Origin of the sequence: Amycolatopsis bartoniae (genome assembly GCF_014191255.1) — a bacterium.
In the GTDB taxonomy this organism is placed as follows: domain Bacteria; phylum Actinomycetota; class Actinomycetes; order Mycobacteriales; family Pseudonocardiaceae; genus Amycolatopsis_E; species Amycolatopsis_E bartoniae.
Genome location: NZ_JACHWH010000001.1, coordinates 1,242,006 through 1,266,960, shown reverse-complemented (window position 1 = coordinate 1,266,960; position 24,955 = coordinate 1,242,006). Strand labels below are relative to the sequence as shown.

The following is a 24,955-nucleotide window of genomic DNA, read 5'->3' as shown; positions in this document are numbered from 1 at the left end:
GAAAGTTGTCATTCCGTGCACTGTGGATCTCCGCAGGAGCGGAGAAAACCCAGTGCCCGCAACGCAGCTGCGGAACCGGCCGGAAGGAGTCACCCACCTGGGACTTGTCCCGTCGCGACGGAAGTAGCAGGCTCCCGTGTGAAGCCGATCACCCAGCTCCCACCACTGGAGGGCCTCACATGCGTATCACCGTCACCGTCGACGGAACCCAGTACTCCGACGAGGTCGAACCCCGGACCCTGCTCGTGCACTACCTGAGGGAGACGCTCGGCAAGGTCGGCACGGTCATCGGCTGCGACACCAGCAACTGCGGCGCCTGCACCGTCCACCTGAACGGCCAGAGCGTGAAGTCCTGCTCGGTGCTCGCGGTGCAGGCCGACGGCTGCGAGATCACCACCGTCGAGGGGCTGGTGCGCGACGGACAGCTCCACCCGGTGCAGCAGGCGTTCCACGACAACCACGCGCTGCAGTGCGGGTTCTGCACGCCCGGGATGATCATGCAGTCGATCGACCTGCTCGCCGACAACCCGGACCCGGACGAGAAGGCCGTGCGCGAAGGGCTGGAGGGCAACCTGTGCCGCTGCACGGGTTACCAGAACATCGTCCGCGCCGTGCGGGACGCCGCGCGCCACATGAGCCCGGGCGCCGGACCCGAAGCCGAGCAGCTGCGCGAGACGAGCGCGATCGGGGGCGAGTGACGTGACCTCGACGATCGAGCCCGAGGTCGGCAAGGCCCGCACCCGCAAGGAGGACGCGCGCCTGATCACCGGCCGCACGCGCTGGACCGACAACATGACGCTGCCCGGGCTGTTGCACGTCGCGGTCCTGCGCAGCCCCTTCGCCCACGCGAAGATCAACGGCATCGACACGGCGGAGGCGAAGACCAAGCCCGGGGTCGTCGCCGTCTACACCGCCGCCGACCTCGACCCCGAAGGCACGATCGGCATGCCGTGCGCGTGGCCGATCACACCGGACATGAAGAGCCCGCGACGGCCCGTGCTCGCCGCCGACCGGGTCAACTTCGCCGGTGAAGGCGTGGCCGTCGTCGTCGCGCGCAGCAAGGCGGAGGCGCAGGATGCGCTCGAAGCGATCGACGTGGACTACGAGGAGTTGCCCGTCGTCCTCGGTCTCGAGAACGCGCTCGCCGAGGACGCGCCGCTCGTGCACCCCGAGCTGGGCACCAACCGCAACGCGCTGTGGGTGTTCGACAGCGGCGAAGCGGGTTCGGGCGGAAATGTCGAAGAAGCGATCGCGAACGCCGAGGTGGTGGTCAAGCGCCGGTTCCGCCAGCAGCGGCTGATCCCGGCGTTCATGGAGCCGCGCTCGTGCGTGGTGGACCCGACGGGTGCGCAGATCGTGATGTGGTCGGCCACGCAGGTGCCGCACATCCTCAAGACGATGGCCGCGCTGACGCTGGGCATCCCCGAGCACAAGCTGCGCGTGATCGCGCCGGACGTCGGCGGCGGCTTCGGCGGCAAGATCGCCGTGCTGCCGGAAGAAACGATGTGCCTGCTGCTCGCGCAGAAGCTCGGCAAGCCGGTGAAGTGGACGGAGACGCGCTCGGAGACGATGCTCGCCGCGCACCACGGCCGCGACCAGATCCAGGACATCACGATCTCGGCGAACCGCGACGGCACGGTGACGGGCCTGAAAGTCGAGCTGCTCGCCGACATGGGCGCGTACCTGGGGCTGGTGGGCCCCGGCGTGCCGATCCTCGGCGCGTTCATGTTCAACGCGATCTACAAGATCCCCGCGTACCACTTCGCGTGCACCAACGTGTTCACGAACACCACGCTCACCGACGCCTACCGCGGCGCGGGCCGTCCGGAGGCGACGTTCGGCATCGAACGGATCATGGACGAGCTCGCCGCCGAGCTCGGCGTGGACCCGATGGAGCTGCGCGAGAAGAACTGGATCAAGCACGAGGAGTTCCCGTACACCACGGTTTCCACGCTGACCTACGACTCGGGCAACTACGAGGCCGCCACCGAGAAGGCCATGCAGCTGTTCGACTACGAGGGCCTGCGGCGGGAGCAGCGGGAACGGCGTGAGCGCAAGGATCCCGTGCAGCTGGGCATCGGCATCTCGACGTTCACCGAGATGTGCGGTCTGGCGCCGTCGCGTGTGCTCGGCTCGCTCGACTACGGCGCGGGCGGCTGGGAGCACGCGGCAGTGCGGATGTTGCCGACCGGCAAGGTCGAGGTGGTCACGGGCGCGTCCGCGCACGGCCAGGGACACGAGACGGCGTGGAGCCAGATCGTGGCCGACCAGCTGGGCGTGCCGTTCGAGGACGTCGAAGTCATCCACGGTGACACGCAGTCGTCGCACAAGGGCATGGACACCTACGGTTCGCGCTCGCTCGCGGTGGGCGGGATCGCCGTGGTCAAGGCCGCGGAGAAGGTCGTGGCGAAGGCCCGCACGATCGCCGCGCACCTGATGGAGTGCTCGCCCGACGACCTGGAGTTCGCGCAGGGCAAGTTCACCGTCCGCGGCACGGACAAGTCCACGACGATCCAGGACATCTGCTTCGCGACCTTCGCGGCGCACAACCTGCCGGACGGCATCGAGCCGACGCTGGACTCCGAAGCGGTGTTCGACCCGGAGAACTTCTCGTTCCCGCACGGCACGCACCTGTGCGCGGCCGAGGTCGACACCGAGACCGGGCGCGTGACGTTGCGGAAGTACGTGTGCGTGGACGACGTCGGCGCGGTGGTGAACCCGCTGATCGTCGAGGGCCAGATCCACGGGGGGCTCGCGCAGGGCATCGCGCAGGCGCTGTTCGAGGAGGCCGTGTTCGACGAGAGCGGCACGCTGACCACGGGCACGTTCGCCGACTACCTGCTGCCGTCGGCGGCGGACCTGCCCTCGTTCACGACGGACCGCACGGAGACGCCGTCGACGACGAACCCGCTGGGCGTCAAGGGCGTCGGCGAGGCGGGCACGATCGCGTCGACCCCGGCGGTGGTGAACGCGGTGGTCGACGCGGTGCGGCACCTGGGTGTGAACGACATCGAGATGCCGTGCTCGCCGCTGCGGGTGTGGGCCGCGATCCACCGCGGCAGGAAGGACGCCGGTGGCCTCGGCAGTGAGGCCGGCGGCGGGCTCGGTTCGATCGACGCTTCGGGAGGTGCGCAGTGATCCCCGCTGCCTTCGACTACGTTGCTCCGTCCACAGTGGACGAGGCGGTGCGGGCGCTGGCGGACGCCGGTGAGGATGCCAAGGTGCTGGCGGGCGGGCAGAGCCTGCTGCCTGTGCTGCGGCTGCGCCTCGCCGCGCCGTCGACGATCATCGACCTGGGCAAGGTCGCGGAGCTGCGCGGCGTCCGCGACGAGGGCGACGCGCTGGTGATCGGTGCCATGACCACGCACTACGACGTGCAGCGCGACCACCTGGTCGCCGAGCACGCGACGCTGCTGGCCAGGGCGACGGACACGGTGGCGGATCCGCAGGTGCGCCACCGCGGCACGTTCGGCGGCGCGCTCGCGCACGCCGATCCGGCGGGGGACCTGCTGGCCCCCGCGCTGGCGCTGGACGCGGAGATGGTGATCGCCGGGACCGGTGGCCGCCGGACGGTGCCCGCGGCGGAGTTCTTCCAGGACTTCTTCACCACGTCGCTGGCGCCGGACGAGCTCCTGGTCGAGGTGCGGGTGCCCAAGTACACCGGCTGGCGGGCGCACTACGAGAAGTTCAACCGCGTCGCGCAGGCTTGGTCGATGGTGGCCGTGGCGGCGACCGTCCGCACGGAGGGCGAGACGATCGCCGAGGCGCGGATCGCGTTGACCAACATGGGTGCCACGCCGGTCCGGGCCACCGCGGTGGAGCAGGCGCTGGTCGGCCAGGCGGCGACGGCGGAGAACATCCGGGCGGCTGCCGCGCACGCGGCCGAGGGCACGAACCCGACGGTGGACGGCAACGCGGATGTGGAGTACCGCCAGGAACTGGCCCGGGTACTGACGGGTAGGGCGGTCTCCGCGGCTGTCGCGAGGTGACAGGAGCGTCCGGGAGGGCGCCCGGGCGGCGTAAAGTGCCGTTCGGGTGCCTTCTCCGGTACCTGCCCTACGACGAGGAAGGGAGGTCAGGCCGTGCGGCTTGACCACGAGTTCACCGTTCCGGCGCCGCCCGCACAGGTCTGGCAGGCGGTCACCGATCCGGAGAGCGTCGCCCCGTGCATGCCCGGCGCGACCCTGACGAAGGTCGAAGGTGACACGTTCACCGGCACGGTCAAGGTCAAGCTGGGGCCCATCTCCTTGCTGTACAAGGGTTCCGGTGAGTTCCTGGAGAAGGACGAGACGGCGCGCAAAATCGTCATCAAGGCGTCCGGCAAGGACTCCCGAGGAGCAGGCACCGCGGCGGCGACGGTCACCGTGACGTTGACGGAAGAGGGCGGTGGCACCAAGGGGACGGTGTCGACGGACCTCAACGTGACGGGCCGCCCCGCGCAGTTCGGTCGCGGGATGATCTCCGAGGTCGGTGGCAAGATCCTGGACCAGTTCGCGGGCAACCTGGCGGACAAGCTGACGGTGGCTGACGAACCGGAGCCTGTGGCCGAGGCGGCGACCCCGGCACCGGCGGCGCAGCAGCCCGAGCAGAAGCCGAAGCTGGAGGCGGTGAAGCCGTCGGAGCCGAAGGAGACGGAGGCCATCGACCTGTTCGACCTGGCAGGCAACTCCGTGCTGAAGCGCCTGGGCCCGGCACTGGCGGCGGTCGCAGCCCTGGTGACCATCGTGGCGATCATCAGAACAATCCGCCGCCGCTAGTCACAGCGGGCCCATGAAAGCCCGTCCCCCACTTCGCCGTGGTCACCCGCCGACGAAAGCCGCCCGGCACACGCCCAGGCCTCCCCCGTCCCCGATCCCCAGCTGCCTTAGCGGTTGGCTCGCCGGGTCAAGGGTCGCGCAGCGATCGCGCAGCGACGCCGAAGGCGCCCTTGACGCGGTGAGCCAACCGTTAAACGATCAGGGGATGGGGCGGGGGTGGCCGGGCATTGGAGGGCGCCCGCGCCCGGCCCACAGCGGGTGACCACGCTGGGTCCAGAGAGAAAAAGAATGCCTCGCCGGCGGGCAGGCTCCAGGATGATGGGGGCCCAAAGGGATCTCACCTTGGGGTGGGTGGTCGAGTTGGGTGATCATCCCGTCGCCTGCGGTTTGTGCATATCACTTTGAGCCAGGCCCGCAAGCTTGGCATGTCGGCTCACGCGAGCACGAGGGTTGCGGGCCTGGCTCAAAGTGATCGTCCTGAATCAGGCGACGGGATGATCACCCAACTCTCGGGGTCCGTTCAAAGCGCCTCACGGCGCGGGAAGTCCTCCGGCCTCCCCGTTGTTCACCCATTGTGCGCAACGAAACCGACGTGGTGGTGATCGGAGCCGGGCAAGCCGGGTTGTCCGCCGCGTACCACCTGCGCCGCACGGGGTTCCGGAACCTCACCGGCTTCGTGGTCCTCGATCACGGCAAGCGGGCCGGTGGGGCCTGGCAGTACCGGTGGCCCTCCCTCCGCCTGGGGAAGGCCCACGCCATCCACGACCTCCCCGGCATGGCACTCGGCCCCGCCGACCGGAACAGGCCCGCGTCCGACGTGGTGTCCGAGTACTTCGCCCGCTACGAGCGGACCTTCGACCTGCCGGTGCTGCGTCCGGTCGACGTGTTGTCCGTGCGGGACGAAGGGGAGCGGCTGCTCGTCGAGAGTGCGACCGACGCGTGGGCTGCCCGTGCGGTGATCAACGCGACCGGCACCTGGGACCGGCCGTTCTGGCCACACTATCCGGGCCAGGAGACCTTCGGCGGGCGCCAGTTGCACACCGCCGACTTCCAGAGTGCCGAGGAGTTCCGCGGGCAGCACGTCGTCGTCGTGGGCGGGGGTGCGTCCGGGGTGCAGTTGCTGCTGGAGATCGCCGAGGTCGCGAGCGGGACGACGTGGGTCACGCGACGTGAGCCGGAGTGGTTCGACTCCGACTTCACGCCCGAGCACGGGCGCGAGTCCGTCGCGAAGGTCGACCGGCGGGTGCGGGAGGGGCTGCCGCCGGAGTCCGTGGTGAGCGTCACCGGGCTGGCGTTGACGCCTGAGGTGAAGCGGGGCATCGAAGCCGGGATCCTCGACCGCAAACCGATGTTCTCGCACCTCACCGAGCACGGCGTGGTGTGGGCGGACGGCACCGAGCAGCACGCCGACGTGATCCTGTGGGCGACCGGTTTCCGCGCCGCCCTCGACCACCTGGCGCCGCTGCACCTGCGGGCGCCCGGGGGCGGCATCCGCATGGACGGCACGCGCGTCGTCGCCGAGCCGCGGCTGCAGCTCGTCGGCTACGGGCCCTCGGCGAGCACGATCGGGGCCAACCGTGCCGGCCGGGCCGCGGTCAACGAGGTCAGGAAGGTGCTGGACAGTGGCGCGAAGCGTCTCCGTTGAGGGCGGTGGTGGGCGAGGGGCTGGCGCTAGAGCGGTAACGAGAACACGCGCCGGGCGTTGCCCGCCAGGAACAGCTCCCGCGCCTCCGCGCCGAGCTGCAGTTCGTCGAGCCGCTTGAGGCACTGGGCGGGCGTGAGCATCGGGTAGTTGCTGCCGAACAGCACCCGCGTCCGCCCCTCCTTGCGCATGAACTCCACCAGCTCCGGCGGCAGCCGGTGCACGGCGTACGCGGACGTGTCGACGTAGAAGTTCGGGTACTTCCGCGCCAGCGAAAGCACCTCCGCCAGCCACGGGTACCCGACGTGCCCGCCGACGACGACCAACTGCGGGAAGTCCAGCAGCACCTCGTCCAGGTACGGGATCGGCCGCCCCGGCTCGGACGGGCACAGCGGCCCGGTGTGCCCGATCTGCGTGCAGAACGGCACGTCCTCCTCCACGCACGCCACGTACACCGGGTAGTAGCGCCGGTCGTTCGGCGGCAGGTTCCACAGCCACGGCACGACCCGCACGCCCACGAACCCGAGGTCCCGCACGCACCGCCGGATCTCCCGCACCGCACGCACGGGGTCGGTGAGGTCGACCGTCGCGACCCCGGCGAAGCGGTCCGGTTGACGGTTGACCAACTCGGCCACCTCGTCGTTCGAGATCAGCACGCCCTGCGGCCCGTGCCAGGCCGACACGAGACCGACTCGCACCCCGGCCTGGTCCATCGCGCCGAGCGTCGCCGAGACCGGCGGGACCATGCGCTCCATCCCCGTCCAGCGCAGTAGCGGCTCCAGCCACCGCTGGTCGAGGAACCGCTGGTTCGGCTGCTGCATCCAGACGTCGATGATCTCCTCAGCCATCTGCTTCCCCTCCGCTCAGCAGGGTCCTGGCCGCCCGTGCGACCAGGTCGATCGTGCGCGCCGGCGGCGCCTGCCCCTGTTCCAGGTACCGCCGCAGCGCGCCGTACGGCAGGTCGACGAGCACGAGCAGCAGCTCGTCGGTGCGCTGCCCGGTCGCGGGCCGCAGCCGGCGCAGCAGTCCGCGCCACGCGTGCTCCAGGTTCTGGTCGGTCTCCTTCGCGGCGGCGTGATGTTCGGCCGACCACTCCGCCTCGCCGAAGGCCCGCTTGCCCGCGTAGAGCACCTGCGTCTCTTCCAGGTGATCGCGCGACCAACGTATGACGTAGGACGTTGAACGTATGGCAGCCTCGATCGGAGGCTCCTCGGCGAGAACGGGCAGGTAGCCGGAGTGGAAGCGCTGAACCGTGCGCAGCCACAACGCGGCCAGCAGGGACGACCGGTCGGCGAAGCGGTGGTACACCGAACCGCTCGGCGCTCCGGCCTCCCTGGCGACGGCCGCCATCGTGACCGCCCGGGCGCCGCCCTCGGCGAACAGGCGAACGGCCGCGTCCAGCAGCTCGTCCTCACCGTGCCTCGGCGGCCTCCCCATGTATTGGAGACTAGCCTCCAATACGCCCTCTTGACAGCCGCTTCCAATGGACCAATAGTAGCCCTTTGACGGGGTGTGCGGCGGCGCGGAAGGGTGTGCGGATGAACAGTGCCAGGGGCATCCTCACCGTGGACCGCTTGCGTGAACTGGTCGATGAAGACGTGGTCGACACCGTGCTCGTCGCCATGACCGACATGCAGGGCCGCCTGCAGGGCAAGCGGTGCGCGGCCGACTACTTCGTCAACGAGGTCGTGCCGCACGCCACCGAGGCGTGCAACTACCTGCTCGCCGTCGACGTGGACATGAACACCGTCGAGGGCTACGAAATCTCGTCGTGGGAGCGCGGTTACGGCGACTTCGTGCTGCGCCCGGACCTGTCGACCCTGCGACTGGTTCCCTGGCACGAGGGCACGGCGCTGGTGCTCGCGGACGTCGAGCGCGTGCAGGGCGGCGAGGTCGCGGTGTCGCCGCGGCAGGTGCTGCGCCGCCAGCTGGACCGGCTGGCCGAGCGCGGGCTCGCCGCGTTCGTCGGCACCGAGCTGGAGTTCATCGTCTTCGACGACTCGTACGAATCGGCCTGGTGGAGCGGATACCGCGACCTGACCCCGGCGAACCAGTACAATGTGGACTATTCGCTGCTCGGCACGGGCCGGATCGAGCCGCTGCTGCGCCGGATCCGCAACGAGATGCGTGACGCGGGGATGTACGTCGAGTCCGCGAAGGGCGAGTGCAACCCGGGCCAGCACGAAATCGCTTTCCGCTACACGGATGCCTTGTCCACTTGCGACAACCACAGCGTCTACAAGACGGGCGCCAAGGAGATCGCCGCGCAGGAAGGGCGGAGCCTGACCTTCATGGCGAAGTTCAACGAGCGTGAGGGCAACTCCTGCCATATCCACATCAGCCTGCGCTCCGCCGACGGCGAGCCGGTGCTCGCGGGCGACGGGCCGGGCGGCTTCTCCAGGACGATGGAGCACTTCCTGGCCGGTCAGCTGGCCTGCCTGCGTGAGCTTACGTACTTCTTCGCCCCGAACATCAACTCCTACAAGCGTTTCGTGCCCGGCAGCTTCGCGCCCACGGCGGTGGCGTGGGGCACCGACAACCGGACGTGCGCGCTGCGTGTCGTCGGGCACGGGCAGTCGCTGCGGGTGGAGAACAGGGTGCCCGGCGGCGACGTGAACCCGTACCTCGCGGTCGCGGCGCTCATCGCCGCCGGGCTGCACGGCATCGAGAACGAGCTGCCGCTGGAGCCGGAGTTCATCGGCAACGCCTATGGTTCGGACAAGCCGACGGTGCCCTCGAACCTGCGTGACGCGGCGCAGCTGCTGTCCGACAGCAAGGTCGCCCGCGCCGCGTTCGGCGACGAGGTCATCGCGCACTACCTGAACGCCGCGCGCGTCGAGCTGGCCGCGTTCGACGCCGCCGTCACCGACTGGGAGCGGATCCGTGGTTTCGAGCGGCTCTAAGCCGATCATCGGGCTCAGCACCTACGTGGAGCAGGCCCGGTGGGGAGTGTGGGACACCCCGGCGGCGTTGCTCCCACGCTCCTATGTGGACGCCGTGGTCAACGGCGGTGGTATCCCCGTGTTGCTGCCCTCGGTGGGGGAGGACACTTCCGCACTGTCCGCTGTGGACGCCTTGGTGATCACCGGAGGCGCGGACGTCGACCCCGCCCGGTATGGGCGGAACGCGCACGAGAAGACGGTGACCCGGCCGGAGCGCGACGGGTTCGAGTTCGCGCTGACCCGCGAAGCACTCGACCGCGGCCTGCCGATCCTCGGCGTGTGCCGGGGAATCCAGGTGCTCAACGTCGCGCTCGGCGGCACGCTGATCCAGCACCTGCCCGACGCGGTGGGACACGCCGACCACCAGCCGGGGCCCGCGAGCTACGGGCACAACCGGATCACCCTCGCCGAGGGCAGCCGGGCCGCGGAAATCCTTGGTGCGGAGGCGAAAGGGCACTGCTACCACCACCAGGCGATCGACGCGCTGGGTACGGGTCTGCGGGCCGTGGGCTGGGCGGCGGACGGCACGGTCGAGGCCGTCGAGCTGCCGGGTGAACGGTTCGTGCTGGGCGTGCAGTGGCATCCGGAGCAGGACATCGAGGACGTAAGGCTGTTCGCGGCACTGGTGGAGGCTTCATGCAGGTGATCAACCCGGCGACCGAGGAGGTCGTCGCGACGGTCGAGCTGACGTCGGTCGAGGAGACCGACGCGGCCATCGCGCGGGCGCAGGCGGCGCTGCCGGCGTGGCGGGCCGTCGCGCCGGGCGACCGCGCGCGCCTGCTGCGGCGCTTCGCCGACGCCGTCGACGCGGACCTCGAACACCTCGCGCGGCTGGAGGTCACCAACTCCGGCCATACGCTCGGCAACGCCCGCTGGGAGGCGGGCAACGTGCGCGACGTGCTGCACTTCTACGCGGCGGCCCCGGAACGCCTGCACGGCAAGCAGATTCCGGTGCCCGGCGGGGTGAACGTGACCTTCCACGAGCCGCTGGGCGTGGTCGGGATCATCGTGCCGTGGAACTTCCCGATGCCGATCGCCGCGTGGGGGTTCGCCCCGGCGCTCGCGGCCGGGAACACCGTCGTGCTCAAGCCCGCCGAGCTGACCCCGCTCACGGCGCTGCGGCTGGCCGAGCTGGCGCGCGAAGCCGGGATCCCGGCGGACGTGTTCCAGGTGCTGCCGGGCGAGGGGCCGGTGGTGGGGCAGCGGTTCGTGACGCATCCGGCCGTGCGGAAGGTCGTGTTCACCGGCTCGACGGCGGTCGGCAAGCGGATCATGGCCGGGTGCGCGGAGCAGGTGAAGCGCGTGACGCTGGAGCTCGGTGGCAAGAGCGCGAACATCGTCTTCGCCGACGCGGACCTGGAGAAGGCCGCCGCCACCGCGCCCTACGGCGTGTTCGACAACGCCGGCCAGGACTGCTGCGCGCGTTCGCGGATCCTGGTCCAGTCGACGGTCTACGACCGGTTCCTGGAACTGCTCGAACCCGCGGTGAAGGGCGTCGTGGTCGGTGACCCCGCGGCCGAGGGCACCGAGATGGGCCCGCTGATCTCCGCGCGCCAGAGAGAACGTGTGACGTCCTACCTCTCCGACGACACGCCCGTCGCCTTCCGCGGCGAGGCGCCGGACGGGCCGGGCTTCTGGTTCCCGCCGACGGTCGTCACACCGACATCGCTGACCGACCCGCTGGTCACGGAGGAGATCTTCGGCCCGGTGGTCGCGGTCGTCCCGTTCACGGACGAGGCCGACGCGGTCCGCCTGGCGAACGACACCGAGTACGGGCTGTCCGGGTCCATCTGGACGTCCGACGTTGGACGTGCTTTCCGGGTCTCGCGGGCCGTCGAGGCCGGGAACCTGTCGGTCAACTCCCATTCCTCCGTGCGGTACTGGACGCCGTTCGGCGGGTTCAAGCAGTCCGGGCTGGGGCGCGAGCTGGGGCCGGATGCCCTGGACGCGTTCACCGAGGTCAAGAACGTCTTCCTGAGCACTGAAGGTGGAGAGGGTTGAGCATGCAGCGGTTCGAGGGCCGGGTCGCCGTCATCACCGGCGGCGGCAGCGGGATCGGCCTCGCCACGGCGCGGCGGCTGGCGAGCGAGGGCGCGAAGGTCGTGATCGCCGACGTCGACGCGTCCTCGGGGAAGGCCGCCGCGGACGAGGTCGACGGGGAGTTCATCGCCACCGACGTCACCAACGAGGCCCAGGTCGAGGCCCTCTTTCAGACCACAGTGGACAGGTTCGGCTCGCTCGACGTCGCGTTCAACAACGCCGGCATCTCCCCGCCCGAGGACGACTCGATCCTGACCACCGGGCTCGAAGCGTGGAAGCGGGTGCAGGAGGTCAACCTGACGTCGGTGTACCTGTGCTGCAAGTACGCCATTCCGCACATGCAGCGCCAGGGCAAGGGCTCGATCGTCAACACGGCGTCCTTCGTCGCGGTCATGGGCGCGGCGACCTCGCAGATCTCGTACACCGCCTCCAAGGGCGGCGTGCTGTCGATGACGCGCGAGCTGGGCGTGCAGTTCGCGCGGGAGGGCATCCGCGTGAACGCGCTCTGTCCCGGGCCGGTCAACACTCCGTTGCTACAGGAGCTCTTCGCGAAGGACCCGGAGCGCGCCGCCCGCCGTCTGGTCCACGTGCCGCTGGGCCGCTTCGCCGAACCCACGGAGATCGCCGCCGCGGTCGCGTTCCTCGCGAGCGACGATGCTTCGTTCATCACCGCGTCGCAGTTCCTCGTCGACGGCGGGATCAGCGGCGCGTACGTCACGCCGCTGTAGGTCCGGCGGACGCCGCCCCCGGTGAGCTGCCTCGCTGCCACTTCGCCCCGGGGGCGGTGGCGCTATAGACTGACGCCCACAACTGAACATGGGCCGTCACGAGCCGGAGCGGGAGAGTCCTCGTCGTCAGACGGGGCACCGAAGGAGCAACATCCCCGCCAATCTCTCAGGTACCAGTTACCGCTTCTGGCCAGGCCACTCTGGAAAGCAGGCGCGTTCGCGTCTCACCCAAGGTGAAAGCCGCGCTACGCGGTGAAACTCTCAGGTGCCGATGACAGAGGGGGAGTTCCCACAGCCACTGATGGAGGAGCTCCCGATGTCCACCTTCGCCGACCGTCACATCGGTCCCGCAGAGCACGAGCAGGCCAAGATGCTCGCCGAATGCGGGTACGGGAGCCTCGACGCGCTGGTCGACGCCGCCGTTCCCGCGGCCATCCGCACCGACCGCGACCTGCGGCTGCCGCCGCCCGCGAGCGAGCAGGAGGCCATCGCCGAACTGCGCGCCCTCGCCGCGAAGAACCGCCCGATGGTCCAGATGATCGGTCTCGGCTTCAGCGACACCGTGACGCCGGCGGTGATCCGCCGCAACGTGCTCGAAAACCCCGCCTGGTACACCGCGTACACGCCCTACCAGCCGGAGATCTCGCAGGGCCGCCTCGAAGCGCTGCTCAACTTCCAGACCATGGTCTCGACGCTGACCGGTCTGGACACCGCCAATGCCTCGCTGCTCGACGAGTCCACCGCCGTCGCCGAGGCGGTCATGCTCATGCGCCGCCAGTCGAAGGCCAAGTCCTCGCGCGTGGTCCTCGACTCCGAGTGCCTGCCGCAGACCATCGCCGTGGTGCGGACCCGCGCGGAGGCGGTCGGCATCGAGGTCGACGTCCGCGACCTGCAGGCCGGGCTGCCGGAGGAGTTCTTCGGTGTCGTCGTGCAGTACCCCGGCGCGTCGGGAGTCCTGCGGGGCAAGGGTTTCTACGAGGCGATCGGCAAGGTCGCGAAGGAGGCGGGCGCGCTCTACACCGTCGCCGCCGACCTGCTCGCCCTGACGCTGGTGACCGAGCCCGGTGAGTTCGGCGCCGACATCGCGGCGGGCACCACGCAGCGGTTCGGCGTGCCCCTCGGTTACGGCGGCCCGCACGCCGGCTACCTTGCCGTGCGCAAGGGCCTCGAACGCTCCCTGCCGGGCCGTCTCGTCGGCGTCTCGCAGGACGCCGACGGCAACCCGGCGTACCGGCTCGCGCTGCAGACCCGCGAGCAGCACATCCGCCGCGAGAAGGCGACTTCCAACATCTGCACCGCGCAGGTGCTGCCCGCCGTGCTCGCCGCGATGTACGCCGTCTACCACGGGCCCGACGGGCTCAAGGCCATCGCCGAGCGCGTGCACCGGCTGGCCAGCGGGTTCGCCGCGGCGCTGCGCGAAGGTGGCGTCGAGGTCGTGCACGAGAGCTTCTTCGACACCGTGCTCGCCCGTGTTCCGGGCCGTGCGCGGCAAGTGCTCGCCGATGCCCGCCGGTTCGGCATCAACCTCGGCCACGTCGACGATGACCACGTGCGCATCGCGTGCGACGAAGTGACCACTGTGGACACTCTGCGTCGCGTGCTGCTGGCCTTCGACCTGGAGGCGCACGCCGAGCAGGGGCCGTCGGCGCTGCCGTCCGGGCTGGCCAGGGAAAGCGACTTCCTCGGGCACGAGGTGTTCTCCAGTCACCGCTCGGAGACCTCGATGCTGCGCTACCTGCGTCGGCTGTCCGATATGGACTACGCGCTCGACCGTGGCATGATCCCGCTCGGTTCGTGCACGATGAAGCTGAACGCCACCACCGAGATGGAGCCCATCAGCTGGGCGGAGTTCGCGAGCCTGCACCCGTTCGCGCCGGCCGAGGACGCGGAGGGCTACCGCGAGCTGATCGGCCAGCTGTGCGACTGGCTCGCCGAGGTCACCGGCTACGACGAGGTTTCGTTGCAGCCCAACGCCGGTTCGCAGGGCGAGTTCGCGGGGCTGCTCGCGATCCGCGCGTACCACAAGGCGAACGGGCAGCCCGAGCGTGACGTGTGCCTGATCCCGTCGTCAGCGCACGGCACCAACGCGGCGTCCGCCGTGCTGGCCGGGATGCGCGTGGTGGTAGTCGCCTGCGACGAGAACGGCAACGTCGACCTCGACGACCTGCAGGCCAAAGTGGACAGTCACCGCGAGACGCTGGCCGCGATCATGGTCACGTACCCGTCGACGCACGGCGTGTACGAGACGGGGATCAGTGAAATCGCCCGGATCGTGCACGAGGGCGGTGGGCAGGTCTACGTGGACGGCGCGAACCTGAACGCGCTGCTCGGCCTGGCCAAGCCCGGCGAGTTCGGCGGCGACGTGTCGCACCTGAACCTGCACAAGACTTTCTGCATCCCGCACGGCGGTGGCGGTCCCGGCGTCGGCCCGGTGGCGGTGCGCGCGCACCTCGCGCCGTACCTGCCGGGGCACCCCGAGCTGCCCGGCGAATCGGCGGTGGGACCGGTCTCGGCGGCGCCGTTCGGTTCGGCGTCGATCCTTCCGATTTCCTGGGCGTACGTGCGGATGATGGGTGCCCCCGGCCTCACCGCCGCGACCAAGGTCGCCGTGCTGGCCGCGAACTACGTCGCCGCGCGCCTCGCGCCGCACTACCCCGTGCTCTACACCGGACGCGACGGACTGGTCGCGCACGAGTGCATTTTGGACCTGCGCGCGCTGACCAAGCGCACCGGTGTCACCGTCGAGGACGTCGCGAAGCGCTTGGTGGACTACGGTTTCCACGCGCCGACGATGTCCTTCCCGGTCGCGGGCACGCTCATGGTGGAGCCCACCGAGAGCGAGGACGTGGCCGAGATCGACCGGTTCTGCGACGCGATGATCGCGATCCGCCGGGAGATTGAGGACGTCGCCGAGGGGCGCTGGCCGGTCGAGCGGAGCCCGCTGCGCGGCGCCCCGCACACCGCGGAAACGCTGACCGGCGAGTGGGACCTGCCGTACGACCGCAGGACGGCGGTCTATCCCGACGGAGTTTCGCCGAAGGGCAAGTACTGGCCGCCGGTCCGCCGCATCGACGGCGCGTACGGCGACCGCAACCTCGTCTGCTCGTGCCCGCCCATCGAAGCCTACGGGAGCTGACATGCACACCGCGCTCTACGGAGTCCACAAAGGACTACACGCGCTGTTCACCGACTTCGCGGGCTGGGAGATGCCGGTGCGGTACTCGAGCGAGCTCGCCGAGCACCGCGCCGTACGCGAGGCCGCGGGCCTGTTCGACCTGTCGCACATGGGCGAGATCGAGCTGACCGGCCCGCAGGCGGCGGACGCGCTCGACTTCGCGCTGGTCGGCACGCTGTCCGCGGTCAAGCCCGGCCGCGCCCGGTACACGATGATCTGCGCCGAGGACGGCGGTGTGCTGGACGACCTCGTCGTCTACCGGCTCGCCGAGGAGAAGTACCTCGTCGTGGCCAACGCGGGCAACGCGGCGCTCGTCGCGTCGGAACTGCGGACGCGGGCGGAGAAGTTCGACGTCGCGGTCGAGGACCGCTCGGCCGACACCGCGCTGATCGCGGTGCAAGGCCCGAATTCCGCGGCGATCGTCGGTTCGGTGAGCGACGCGGAGCTGTCGGACCTGAAGTACTACGCGAGCACGCCCGCGCAGGTGCGTGGTCACGACGTGTTGCTGGCGCGCACCGGTTACACGGGTGAGGACGGCTTCGAGCTGTACGTTCCGGCGGCCGAGGCCGTCGACGTGTGGCACGTGCTGACCGCCGCCGGCGAGGGGCACGGTCTGCTACCCGCCGGTCTCGCGTGCCGGGACACGCTTCGGCTCGAAGCGGGAATGCCGTTGTACGGCAATGAACTCAGCAGTGCGCGGGCGCCGTTCGACGCCGGGCTGGGACGCGTGGTGAAGTTCGAGAAGCCGGACTTCGTGGGCAAGGCAGCGCTGGAGAGCCGTCGCGAGCCGGCCGAGGTGCTCGTGGGACTCAAGGGTTCCGGGCGGCGCGCGCCCCGGCACGGGTACCAGGTGCTGGACGGCTCGCGTGCGGTCGGTGAGGTGACGAGCGGGGCGCTTTCGCCGACGCTCGGTCATCCGATCGCGATGGCGTACGTGGCGAAGGAGCTGAGCGAGCCGGGCACGGGTCTGTCGGTCGACATCCGGGGGCGGGTGGAGCCGGTCGAAGTCGTGCCGATGCCGTTCTACCGGCGCGACTGAGATGGCCATCAGCGTCTTCGACCTGTTCTCGATCGGTATCGGCCCGTCGAGTTCGCACACGGTCGGGCCGATGCGTGCCGCGGTGATGTTCCTGGAAAGCCTGGGTTCGTTGCGATCGCGGGTGCAGCGGGTGAAGGTCGAGCTGTTCGGCTCGCTCGGCGCGACCGGGCACGGACACGGCAGCGAGCGGGCTGTCCTGTTAGGACTGTCCGGTGAGCGGCCGGAGACCGTGGCCGTCGACGCGGAGCCGTCGCTGGATTTCGAGGTCGACCTCGTGTTGCACCGGCGGAAGTCGTTGCCGGAGCATCCGAACGGGATGATCTTCCGCGCGTACGGTGACGAGCTGCTGGCGGAGCGCACCTACTACTCGGTGGGCGGTGGTTTCGTCCGCGGTAAGCAGGGCGTCGTCGAGGATTCGACGCAGTTGCCGCATCCGTTCACCACCGGTGGCGAGCTGCTTGCGCTGTGCCGGGCGGAGGGTGTGCCGGTCAGCGAGATCATGCTGCGCAACGAGCTTTCGTGGCGCTCGCGTGAGGAGATCGAGTCCGGGCTGCTGAAGATCTGGGACGTCATGGCGGAGTGTGTCCGCAACGGCTTCGAGCACGACGGCGTGTTGCCGGGCGGTCTGAAGGTGCGGCGCCGGGCGAAGGCGTTGCACGCGAAGCTGCTTTCCGAGCCCGCCGATTCACTGTCCGCAATGGACTGGGTGGGCCTGTACGCGCTGGCGGTGAACGAGGAAAACGCTTCCGGTGGCCGGGTGGTGACGGCGCCGACGAATGGTGCGGCGGGCATCATTCCGGCGGTGCTGCACTATTACCGGCAGTTCGTGCGGGACGCTTCGGACGCGGGCGTGGTGCGTTTCCTGCTCACCGCGGGCGCGATCGGCGTGATCCTGAAGACGACGGGTTCGATCTCCGGGGCAGAGGTAGGATGTCAGGGCGAGGTCGGCTCGGCGTGTGCGATGGCGGCGGCGGGTTTGGCCGAGGTGCTCGGTGGCAGCCCGGAGCAGGTGGAGAACGCGGCCGAGATCGGGGTGGAGCACCACCTGGGGCTGACGTGTGATCCGGTGGGTGGTCTCGTGCAGATCCCGTGCATCGAGCGGAACGCGATCGGGGCGTCGAAGGCGGTCCAGGCCGCGCGGATGGCTCTGCACGGCGATGGTGGTCATGTGGTCACGCTGGACAAGGCGATCAAGACGATGCGGGAGACCGGCGCGGACATGAAGGTGAAGTACAAGGAGACCGCGCGCGGCGGGCTGGCCGTCAACGTGATCGAATGCTGACATGGCGGGTGCGGACGAGGCGCTGTTCCGCCCGGTTCGGGCGGGGAACGCCTTCGAGGAGACGGTGGAGCGGCTGCTGCAGTCGATCCGGCTGGGTGTGGTCGGGGCGGGTGAGCGCCTGCCCCCGGAACGCGAGTTGGCCGAGCGCCTCGGGGTGAGCCGGGTGACCCTCCGCGAGGCCCTGCACGCCCTCTCGGATGCGGGTTACGTCGAGTCCCGCCGCGGCCGGTACGGCGGCACGTTCGTGCGGGAAACCCTCCCGACGCCGGTGGTGGACGAGCAGCGCCCGGACCTGGAGGACACCCTCAGGCTGCGGCACGTGCTGGAAACGGGAGCAGCAGAGCTGGCGGCTTGCTCACTCCGGGACCCGGGACGCGACCACCTGATCGCGACGCTGGAGGAAGCCGGATCCGCTTCGTTAACCGATTACCGTCGACGGGATTCGAGGCTCCATTTGGCCATCGCAGAGGTGACCGGCTCGGCTTCCTTGACCTCAGCGGTGGCCGACGTGCGCATGAGGGTCAACCGTTTACTGGACGAGATCCCCTTGCTGGAACCGAACCTGGAACACTCGAACACCCAACACGAGGCCGTCGTATCGTCCATCCTCGCCGGGGACGCACCAGCCGCAAGGCAGGCGATGAAGGAACACCTGGAGGGGACGGCCTCCCTGCTACGGGCATTCTTGAGCTGACCAGCCCCTTGCCCCGCTAACCGACGTTCGCCCGTCCCCCACGACACCACGGTCACCCGCCGACGAAAACAAGCCCGGCACACGCCCAGGCCTCCCCCGTCCCCGATCCCCAGCCTCATTAGCGGTTGGCTCGCCGGGTCAAGGGTCGCGCAGCGATCGCGCAGCGACGCCGAAGAAGCTTCTATGTCAAGTGGTGGTGGTCGGTTTGTAGTGCGTGGTAGATGACGTTGGTGAGGTGGCGTTTGAGGGCGCGGATGGCGGCTTTTTTGGTGGCGTGGGGGTGTTGCTGGGTCCAGCGGTCTCGGAATTGCTGGGCGGGTGGGTGGTGGATGAGCTGGATGAGGGCGATGCGGTGCAGGCAGGTGTTGAGTTGCCGGTTCCCGCCGCGGTTGAGCCGGTATTGGGGTGTGTTGGAGGACCAGACCGGGATGGGTGCGGTGCCGGTGTGCATGGCGAACGCGGCGGGGCTGCGGAAACGGGTGATGTCGGCGACTTCCCCGATCAGTTTGGCCGCGGCGAGGACGTTGATTCCCACGATCGCCATCAGGGTGGGTGCGATCGGGGTGACCAGCTCGCTCAGGCGTCGCTCGAGTATCAGGATCTGCTCGGTCAGCCGGGTGATGTCGGCCAGCAGGTCCAAGGCGATGTCGCGGCGGACACTGGCGGGCAGGGCCGCAACCATCCCGGTGAGGGCGTGCTGGCGGCGGCGCCCGGTCAGTGTCCGCGTCCCCTCGTCCAGCCCGGGTGCCAGGTCATGCAGGTGCCAGCGCAGCCGGCAGATCGCGGCGGTGCGGGCCGCCACCACCGTCTCCCGCCGGTCGATCAGCAACCGCAGGTCCAACGCGACCTGATCCAACCTCGCCGCAGGCAAACGCGGTTCACGCAGCGCGGCCCGGGCGATCGCGAGCGCGTCGATCGGGTCGGACTTGCCCCGGGTGCGGGCACTGGCCCGGCACGCGACCATCAGCTTGGGCGGTACCCACACCACCGCCGACCCCATCCCGATCAGCGTGCGCACCAGACGACCCGCCACCGCACGCCCGTCTTCCACCGCCCACCGCCGCTGCCCGAACCGCCCGGCCCACACCCACAACCGCAACACCCCGGCCTCGTCAGCCGCCACCGTCACCTGACCGAGCTTGCGACCCACCTCGTCCACCGCGACCGCGGTATGGGTGTGCTTGTGCGGATCAATCCCAATGACCACCATGGTTCTCGCGTGTCCTTCCACTCCAGGGCAGGCATGCACCCCGGGCCAGGCTGGACGGACACACCTCAGTCGAGTTGATGGATGGCGTCTCGTCCACGCTTCTATCAAGTCACGCCCAGCCGGCCCGGGACCCCGGCCACGCTGGACAATTCTTCGCCAAGCCAACCACCAACACGCAGGTGACAGCGCCCTTGAGAGTCACCACGCAACCGAGGACCAGACCCTAACCGCCACACGACGGCACCAACACCCCACCACTGAGGCGCCCTTGACGCGGTGAGTCAACCGTTAAACCATCAAGGGATGGGGCGGGGGTGGCCGGGCGGAACGAGGGCGCCCAGCGCCCGGTCAAGTCCGCACCCAAACTGACCACGGCTCACGCGCGCAGCGCGGCTTTCGGGCGCACCCGCCGGTGAGCACGAAGGTTGCGCCCCCACCGAACACGGTGCTGCGGCCCGGGCCCGAAGCAACCCCTACCGCCGCGCCTTGGGAATCACCAAGGGCGTCCCGGTCTCCGGGTCCGGCATCACCCTGCACGGCAGGTCGAAGATCTCCTCGACGCGCTCCGCCGTCACGACCTCTTCCGGGGTACCCGTCGCCAGGACCTCGCCGCCCCGCATGGCTATCAGGTGGGTGGCGTAGCGGGCCGCGTGGTTGAGGTCGTGCAGCACCGCCACGAGCGTGCGGCCCTGCTTCGCGTGCAGTTCCGCGCACAGGTCCAGGATGTCCATCTGGTGCGAGATGTCGAGGAACGTCGTGGGCTCGTCGAGCAGCAGCAGTTCGGTCTCCTGCGCCAGTGCCATCGCCAGCCACACCCGCTGACGCTGTCCGCCGGACAGCTCGTCCACCAGGCGGTCGGCCAGCTCGGACACGCCCGTGGCGGACATGGAACGTTCTACGACCGCCGCGTCGTCCTTCGACCACTGGCGCAACAGGCGCTGGTGCGGGTACCGGCCCCGCGCCACCAGGTCCGACACCGTGATGCCTTCGGGCGCGATCGAGCTCTGCGGCAACAACCCCAGCCGACGCGCGACCTGCTTCGCGGGCAGGGAGGTGATCACCTCGCCGTCCAGGTACACCATGCCCTTGCGCGGCTTCAGCAAGCGCGCCAACGCCCGCAGCAAAGTCGTTTTCCCGCAGGCGTTCGGACCGACGATCACCGTGAACGACTGGTCGGGAATGGTCACCCCGAGGTCCTCGGCCACCGTGCGACCGTCGTAGGCGAGGGTCAGGTTCTCGCCGTGGAGCCGGGTCGAAGTGGTCTTTTCGGCGATCGCGGTCATGAAGTTAGGCTAACCTAGCCCCTTCGGCAGCGGTAGCGGCTGGGGGAGTGATCAAGCCCCCGCTTCGCGCCCGGCCGAGACCACGGCATCCCGCAGCGCCGCACGCAGACGTCCTACGTCCAACGGCTCCAGCACCGCGGCCTCGCCCGGCGGAGCCACCACCACGACGCGTCCGCTGTTGGTGAACACCGTCAGCGCCCGCTTCCTGCCCGCCAGATCCCGGCAGGTGACAGACCATTCGTCCTGAGCCGTCACGTCGCTCCCCTCGCTCGCGTTCGCCCCGGGCCACAGGTGCGACAGCTCGCGGAAGTCATCGTGACGGGGGACGCGCTGAACTCACCCGGACGGTAGCGTGAGGCACGCCACAAACGACGGGAGCGTGACATGGCGGAGCCACAGCGGATCGTGATCGTCGGCGCGGGAGTCGGTGGGGCGACGGCGGCCGCCACACTGCGTGAGCGTGGCTATGCCGGGGAAGTGGTTCTGCTGGCGGCCGAGGACCATCCGCCGTACGAGCTGCCCGCGCTGTCGAAGGGTCTGCTGCTGGGCGACACCGACGAGCCGGACTGGGTGCGCGAAGCGGATTTCTACCGCGCGAACGATATCGAGCTGCGCAGGGACACCGCCGCCACCCGGGTGGAGCTGGGTGCCCGGCTCGTCGTGGACAGCAAGGGTGGCGAGCACGCGTTCGACCGGTTGTTGCTGGCCACGGGCTCGCAACCGCGTTCGCTGCCCCTGCCCGGGGCCGACCTGCCGGGCGTCCGGACGCTTCGCACCCTCGACGACGCGCTGGCGCTGCGCGGCGCTTTCTCGACCGTGGAACGGATCGTGATCATCGGCGCCGGCTGGATCGGCACCGAAGCCGCCGCGGCGGCGCGGAAGCACGGGCTCGACGTGACGGTGGTCGACCGCATCGCGGCGCCGCTGCGGCCGGTGCTCGGCGCGGAGGTCGCAAAGGTTTTCCAGGACCTGCACGCCGAACACGGGGTGCAGTGGCGGCTGAACGCGGACATCGCTCGGTTAACCGGAACCGGCTCGGTCGACGGACTACGGTTGACCGACGGTACCGAGCTGCCCGCGGACCTGGTGCTGGTCGCGGTCGGCGTGAAACCGCGCGTCGAACTGGCGCACACCGCGGGTCTCGAACTGGCCGACGACGGGGGTGTCGCGGTGGACGCGACGCTGCGGACGTCGGCGCCGGACGTGTTCGCCGTCGGTGACATCGCGTCGCACTTCCACCCGCACCACGGCAAGCGCTTGCGCGTCGAGCACTGGGCGAACGCGAAGAACCAGGGTGCGCACGTGGCGGCGAACCTCGTCGGCGGCGAGGAGCCCTACACGAGGGCGCCGTACTTCTTCTCCGACCAGTACGACCTCGGTTGCGAATACCGCGGCGTGGCCGACCCGGACACGGACCGCCTCGTGGTCCGCGGGGACCTGCGGGAGCGGCAGTTCATCGCGTTCTGGCTGCGGGAGGGCCGGGTGGTCGCCGCGATGAACGTGAACGACTGGGACAACGGGGACGCACTGGGCCGCATCGTCGGCGAGCGGCTCACGGTGCCCGAGGAGGTCCTCGTGAAGGGTGATCTGTCCAGTGTGGAGTGAGGACGTCCTACGACCGTCCGCTCGTGGCCTCTGACACGGCAGGCGACGGTACCCGCACCGGCCGCGTCATCGTCACGAACACCACCAGCGCCGCGACGGCGAAGCTCGCCATCACCACGCCCATCGGGATCGCGCTGTTCTCGCCGCCGATGCCGACCAGCGGGGTCGCCAGGCCGCCGATCACGAACTGCAGCACGCCCAGCAGCGCCGACGCCGCCCCGGCGCTGCGCGGGTGTTCCGCCAACGCCAGCGACGACGCGTTCGGCATCACCATTCCGATGCTCGCCACCAGCAGCACCAACGGCACCAGCAACGCCGGCAGCGGCAGTGAGAACACCGCGGCCACCAGCACCCCGATCCCGCCCACCGCCGAAGTCGTCAGGCCCGCCGCCAGCAGCGCCCGCTCCGGGAAGCGGCCCACGAGCCGCCCGTTGAGCTGTCCCGCCAGCACGATCCCGACGCCGTTACCGCCGAACACGAGGCTGAACTCCTGCGGGCTCAACCCGTACACGCCCTGCAGCACGAACGACGACGCCGACACGTACGCGAACAACCCGGCGAACATCAGCCCGCCCGCCAGCGCGTAACCGAAGAACGACCGGTCACCGAGCAGTCCCGCGTACGTCCGCAGCGTCGCCCCGAGCCGGTTGGGACTGCGGCGTTCCGGCGGCAACGGTTCGGGCAGTGCGAGCACCGTCGCGAGCAACAGCAGCGCCCCGAACACCGTGAGCACGACGAACACCCCGCGCCACGACGTCAGACGGAGGATCTGCCCGCCCAGCACCGGCGCGAGGATCGGCGCCAGCCCGCTCACCAGCATGAGCATCGAGAAGAACTTCGTCATCGCCGTGCCCGAGTACAGATCGCGCACGATCGCCCGCGCGATCACGATTCCGGCCGCGGCCCCGAGTGCCTGCACGAGCCGCGCGACGATCAGCACCTCCACCGACGGGCTCACCGCACACAGCACCGAAGACACCGCGTACACGGCGAGCCCTGCCAGCAATGGCCTGCGCCGGCCGACGGCGTCGGAAATCGGCCCGAGCACGAGCTGACCCACGGCCAGCCCGACGATGAACGCGGTCAGTGTGAGCTGCAACGTGGTGTCGGAGCTGTGCAGGTCGCCCGCCATCCGCGGCAACGCGGGCAGGTACATGTCGATCGACAGCGGCGCGAACGCCGACAGGCTGCCGAGGATCAGGGCGTAGCGCAGGGTTTTCGGTGCGGCGGGGGTGGTCAAGGGGTGTCCTCCGTCTCCGGAACCAGGAGAACACGGAAAGGGCCGCATTTGTTCCTGACTGTGCCCGGTGCCACTACTCCCCGGTAATGACGCGCGCGGGCAGGACGTAGGCTGCGCCCAGCATCGACGAGGAGGTGCCCGTGGCCGAACGATTCGGTGGCTACCAGAACGAGATCTACCTGCAGGGCCTCGCGGGAACCACCCCCGCCTTCACCACCGACCTCACCGCGCTCGAAGAGGCGGCGAAGGCCGTGCTGACGCCCGAAGCGTTCGGGTACGTCGCTGGTTCCGCCGGCGCCGGCGCGACAGCGCGCGCGAACCGCGAAGCCTTCGACCGCTGGAAGATCGTGCCGCGCATGCTCACCGACGCCACCGACCGCGACCTCACCACGACGCTGTTCGACGCCGAGATCCCCGCGCCCGTGCTGCTCGCGCCCGTGGGTGTGCAGTCCATCGTGCACCCGGACGCCGAGCTCGCCACGGCCCGCGCCGCCGCCGGACTGGGCCTGCCGATGATCCTGTCCACCGCGTCGTCGCGGACGATCGAACAGGTCGCGGAGGCGAGCGGCGACGGCCCGCGCTGGTTCCAGCTGTACTGGCCGAACGACCCCGACGTGTGCGCGAGCATCCTCGACCGCGCCCGCAAGGCGGGCTTCACGGCGCTGGTCGTCACGCTCGACACGTGGACCCTGGCGTGGCGCCCGCGGGATCTCGACCGCTCGTACCTGCCGTTCATCCGCAACGAGGGCACGGCGATCGCGATGTCCGACCCGGCGTTCCGCGCGCGGCTGCAGAAGACGCCGGAGGAGGACCAGCCGATGGCGCTGCTGCAGTGGATCGGCATGTTCACCGGCACCGACCACAGCTGGAGCCAGCTCGCGGTGCTGCGTGAGCTGTGGGACGGCCCGATCCTGCTCAAGGGCATCCAGCACGCGGACGACGCGCGCCGCGCGGCGGACGCCGGGATGAACGGTGTCGTGGTGTCCAACCACGGCGGCAGGCAGGTCGACGGCGCGCTCGGCGCGCTGGAAGCGTTGCCGGGCATCGCGCAGGCCGTCGGCGACCGGCTGGAGGTGCTGTTCGACTCCGGCGTCCGCAATGGTTCGGACCTGCTGAAAGCGCTGGCACTGGGCGCGAAGGCCGTGCTGCTCGGGCGGCCCTACGTGTACGGCCTCGGCCTCGGCGGCGAGGACGGCGTGCGGCACGTGCTGCGCAGCCTGCTGGCGGAGTTCGACCTGACGCTCGGCCTCGCCGGGCACCGCACGCCCGGGGAGCTCACGCCGGAGGTCCTCGTCCGGGGCTGACCGCGGACGAGGAC

The 24,955-nt window shown here is 69.9% G+C and carries 21 protein-coding genes and 1 riboswitch; of the genes, 15 read left to right on the top strand and 6 right to left on the bottom strand.

Annotated features, from left to right (window positions below; all coding sequences use genetic code 11):
* Window positions 1-179: 179 nt before the first annotated feature.
* The 5 genes from FHX82_RS06195 to FHX82_RS06175 all read left to right on the top strand — a co-directional run bounded on the left by FHX82_RS06195 (window position 180) and on the right by FHX82_RS06175 (window position 6,402).
* Window positions 180-698 (top strand): (2Fe-2S)-binding protein, encoded by a 519-nt coding sequence (locus tag FHX82_RS06195; protein ID WP_145934686.1) that lies wholly within the window; start codon window positions 180-182, stop codon window positions 696-698.
* A 1-nt stretch (window position 699) separates the two neighbouring features.
* Entirely contained in the window at window positions 700-3,138 is a 2,439-nt protein-coding gene (locus FHX82_RS06190; protein WP_145934685.1) for a xanthine dehydrogenase family protein molybdopterin-binding subunit, read from the top strand.
* Window positions 3,135-3,989 carry an FAD binding domain-containing protein gene (locus FHX82_RS06185; RefSeq protein WP_145934684.1) on the top strand — a complete coding sequence of 285 codons (855 nt, stop codon included), beginning with the start codon at window positions 3,135-3,137 and terminating at the stop codon, window positions 3,987-3,989. The genes FHX82_RS06190 and FHX82_RS06185 overlap by 4 nt, the downstream gene beginning before the upstream one ends.
* Window positions 3,990-4,082: 93 nt before the next feature.
* Window positions 4,083-4,757 (top strand): SRPBCC family protein, encoded by a 675-nt coding sequence (locus FHX82_RS06180; protein ID WP_145934683.1) that lies wholly within the window; start codon window positions 4,083-4,085, stop codon window positions 4,755-4,757.
* A 574-nt stretch (window positions 4,758-5,331) separates the two neighbouring features.
* Complete coding sequence (locus FHX82_RS06175) at window positions 5,332-6,402, top strand: NAD(P)-binding domain-containing protein (protein ID WP_145934682.1); 1,071 nt, start codon at window positions 5,332-5,334, stop codon at window positions 6,400-6,402.
* Window positions 6,403-6,428: 26 nt separating this feature from the next.
* Here the strand turns inward: FHX82_RS06175 and FHX82_RS06170 are convergent, their stop codons facing one another.
* Window positions 6,429-7,247, bottom strand: coding sequence for an amidohydrolase family protein (locus FHX82_RS06170; protein WP_145934681.1), 819 nt, complete (start codon window positions 7,245-7,247; stop codon window positions 6,429-6,431).
* Window positions 7,240-7,836, bottom strand: a complete 597-nt coding sequence (locus FHX82_RS06165; protein WP_145934680.1) for a TetR/AcrR family transcriptional regulator — start codon at window positions 7,834-7,836, stop codon at window positions 7,240-7,242. Before FHX82_RS06165 ends, FHX82_RS06170 begins: the two co-directional genes overlap by 8 nt.
* A 101-nt stretch (window positions 7,837-7,937) precedes the next feature.
* Here FHX82_RS06165 and FHX82_RS06160 point away from each other — a divergent pair, with 101 nt between their 5' ends.
* The 8 genes from FHX82_RS06160 to FHX82_RS06125 all read left to right on the top strand — a co-directional run bounded on the left by FHX82_RS06160 (window position 7,938) and on the right by FHX82_RS06125 (window position 18,299).
* Window positions 7,938-9,302 carry a glutamine synthetase family protein gene (locus FHX82_RS06160; RefSeq protein ID WP_183176496.1) on the top strand — a complete coding sequence of 455 codons (1,365 nt, stop codon included), beginning with the start codon at window positions 7,938-7,940 and terminating at the stop codon, window positions 9,300-9,302.
* The gene (locus FHX82_RS06155) at window positions 9,283-9,987 is read left to right on the top strand and encodes a gamma-glutamyl-gamma-aminobutyrate hydrolase family protein (protein ID WP_145934679.1); all 705 of its coding nucleotides are present in this window, start codon (window positions 9,283-9,285) and stop codon (window positions 9,985-9,987) included. Before FHX82_RS06160 ends, FHX82_RS06155 begins: the two co-directional genes overlap by 20 nt.
* Window positions 9,978-11,342 carry an aldehyde dehydrogenase family protein gene (locus FHX82_RS06150; protein ID WP_145934678.1) on the top strand — a complete coding sequence of 455 codons (1,365 nt, stop codon included), beginning with the start codon at window positions 9,978-9,980 and terminating at the stop codon, window positions 11,340-11,342. Before FHX82_RS06155 ends, FHX82_RS06150 begins: the two co-directional genes overlap by 10 nt.
* Before the next feature lie 2 nt (window positions 11,343-11,344).
* On the top strand, window positions 11,345-12,109 hold the full coding sequence (locus FHX82_RS06145; protein WP_145934759.1) for a 3-oxoacyl-ACP reductase: 765 nt from the start codon (window positions 11,345-11,347) through the stop codon (window positions 12,107-12,109).
* A 99-nt stretch (window positions 12,110-12,208) separates the two neighbouring features.
* Window positions 12,209-12,302, top strand: a riboswitch (glycine riboswitch).
* Window positions 12,303-12,425: 123 nt separating this feature from the next.
* Window positions 12,426-15,245, top strand: a complete 2,820-nt coding sequence (gcvP, locus tag FHX82_RS06140) for an aminomethyl-transferring glycine dehydrogenase (protein ID WP_145934677.1) — start codon at window positions 12,426-12,428, stop codon at window positions 15,243-15,245.
* 1 nt (window position 15,246) lies between these two features.
* Window positions 15,247-16,323: a glycine cleavage system aminomethyltransferase GcvT gene (gene gcvT, locus FHX82_RS06135; protein WP_145934676.1), complete on the top strand. Its 1,077-nt coding sequence runs from the start codon at window positions 15,247-15,249 to the stop codon at window positions 16,321-16,323.
* 1 nt (window position 16,324) lies between these two features.
* Entirely contained in the window at window positions 16,325-17,605 is a 1,281-nt protein-coding gene (locus FHX82_RS06130; RefSeq protein ID WP_145934675.1) for an L-serine ammonia-lyase, read from the top strand.
* Window position 17,606: 1 nt separating this feature from the next.
* Window positions 17,607-18,299, top strand: coding sequence for a FadR/GntR family transcriptional regulator (locus FHX82_RS06125; protein ID WP_145934674.1), 693 nt, complete (start codon window positions 17,607-17,609; stop codon window positions 18,297-18,299).
* Window positions 18,300-18,480: 181 nt separating this feature from the next.
* Here the strand turns inward: FHX82_RS06125 and FHX82_RS06120 are convergent, their stop codons facing one another.
* From FHX82_RS06120 to FHX82_RS06110, 3 genes are all read right to left on the bottom strand, one after another.
* Window positions 18,481-19,509, bottom strand: coding sequence for an IS110 family RNA-guided transposase (locus tag FHX82_RS06120; RefSeq protein ID WP_145939377.1), 1,029 nt, complete (start codon window positions 19,507-19,509; stop codon window positions 18,481-18,483).
* A gap of 473 nt (window positions 19,510-19,982) precedes the next feature.
* A complete protein-coding gene (locus FHX82_RS06115) occupies window positions 19,983-20,792 on the bottom strand; it encodes an ABC transporter ATP-binding protein (RefSeq protein WP_145934473.1) in 810 nt (269 codons plus the stop codon).
* A 51-nt stretch (window positions 20,793-20,843) separates the two neighbouring features.
* Window positions 20,844-21,047: a hypothetical protein gene (locus tag FHX82_RS06110; RefSeq protein ID WP_145934474.1), complete on the bottom strand. Its 204-nt coding sequence runs from the start codon at window positions 21,045-21,047 to the stop codon at window positions 20,844-20,846.
* A gap of 129 nt (window positions 21,048-21,176) precedes the next feature.
* Between FHX82_RS06110 and FHX82_RS06105 the strand changes: the two genes are divergently transcribed.
* Entirely contained in the window at window positions 21,177-22,397 is a 1,221-nt protein-coding gene (locus FHX82_RS06105) for an NAD(P)/FAD-dependent oxidoreductase (RefSeq protein ID WP_145934475.1), read from the top strand.
* A 7-nt stretch (window positions 22,398-22,404) separates the two neighbouring features.
* Here FHX82_RS06105 and FHX82_RS06100 read toward each other — a convergent pair whose 3' ends face one another.
* Window positions 22,405-23,685, bottom strand: coding sequence for a Bcr/CflA family multidrug efflux MFS transporter (locus FHX82_RS06100; RefSeq protein WP_145934476.1), 1,281 nt, complete (start codon window positions 23,683-23,685; stop codon window positions 22,405-22,407).
* Between the two features lie 92 nt (window positions 23,686-23,777).
* On the opposite strand from FHX82_RS06100, the gene FHX82_RS06095 reads away from it, so the two are divergent.
* A complete protein-coding gene (locus tag FHX82_RS06095; protein WP_145934477.1) occupies window positions 23,778-24,941 on the top strand; it encodes an alpha-hydroxy-acid oxidizing protein in 1,164 nt (387 codons plus the stop codon).
* Window positions 24,942-24,955 lie beyond the last annotated feature (14 nt).

Coding starts and splice junctions, on each gene's coding strand:
- gcvP (WP_145934677.1), top strand. CDS start 12,426: ATGTCCACCTTCGCCGACCGTCACATCGGTCCCGCAGAGCACGAGCAG.
- FHX82_RS06100 (WP_145934476.1), bottom strand. CDS start 23,685: ATGCGGCCCTTTCCGTGTTCTCCTGGTTCCGGAGACGGAGGACACCCC.
- FHX82_RS06125 (WP_145934674.1), top strand. CDS start 17,607: ATGGCGGGTGCGGACGAGGCGCTGTTCCGCCCGGTTCGGGCGGGGAAC.
- FHX82_RS06145 (WP_145934759.1), top strand. CDS start 11,345: ATGCAGCGGTTCGAGGGCCGGGTCGCCGTCATCACCGGCGGCGGCAGC.
- FHX82_RS06130 (WP_145934675.1), top strand. CDS start 16,325: ATGGCCATCAGCGTCTTCGACCTGTTCTCGATCGGTATCGGCCCGTCG.
- FHX82_RS06170 (WP_145934681.1), bottom strand. CDS start 7,247: ATGGCTGAGGAGATCATCGACGTCTGGATGCAGCAGCCGAACCAGCGG.
- FHX82_RS06150 (WP_145934678.1), top strand. CDS start 9,978: ATGCAGGTGATCAACCCGGCGACCGAGGAGGTCGTCGCGACGGTCGAG.
- FHX82_RS06195 (WP_145934686.1), top strand. CDS start 180: ATGCGTATCACCGTCACCGTCGACGGAACCCAGTACTCCGACGAGGTC.
- FHX82_RS06115 (WP_145934473.1), bottom strand. CDS start 20,792: ATGACCGCGATCGCCGAAAAGACCACTTCGACCCGGCTCCACGGCGAG.
- FHX82_RS06165 (WP_145934680.1), bottom strand. CDS start 7,836: ATGGGGAGGCCGCCGAGGCACGGTGAGGACGAGCTGCTGGACGCGGCC.
- FHX82_RS06120 (WP_145939377.1), bottom strand. CDS start 19,509: ATGGTGGTCATTGGGATTGATCCGCACAAGCACACCCATACCGCGGTC.
- FHX82_RS06160 (WP_183176496.1), top strand. CDS start 7,938: ATGAACAGTGCCAGGGGCATCCTCACCGTGGACCGCTTGCGTGAACTG.
- FHX82_RS06105 (WP_145934475.1), top strand. CDS start 21,177: ATGGCGGAGCCACAGCGGATCGTGATCGTCGGCGCGGGAGTCGGTGGG.
- gcvT (WP_145934676.1), top strand. CDS start 15,247: ATGCACACCGCGCTCTACGGAGTCCACAAAGGACTACACGCGCTGTTC.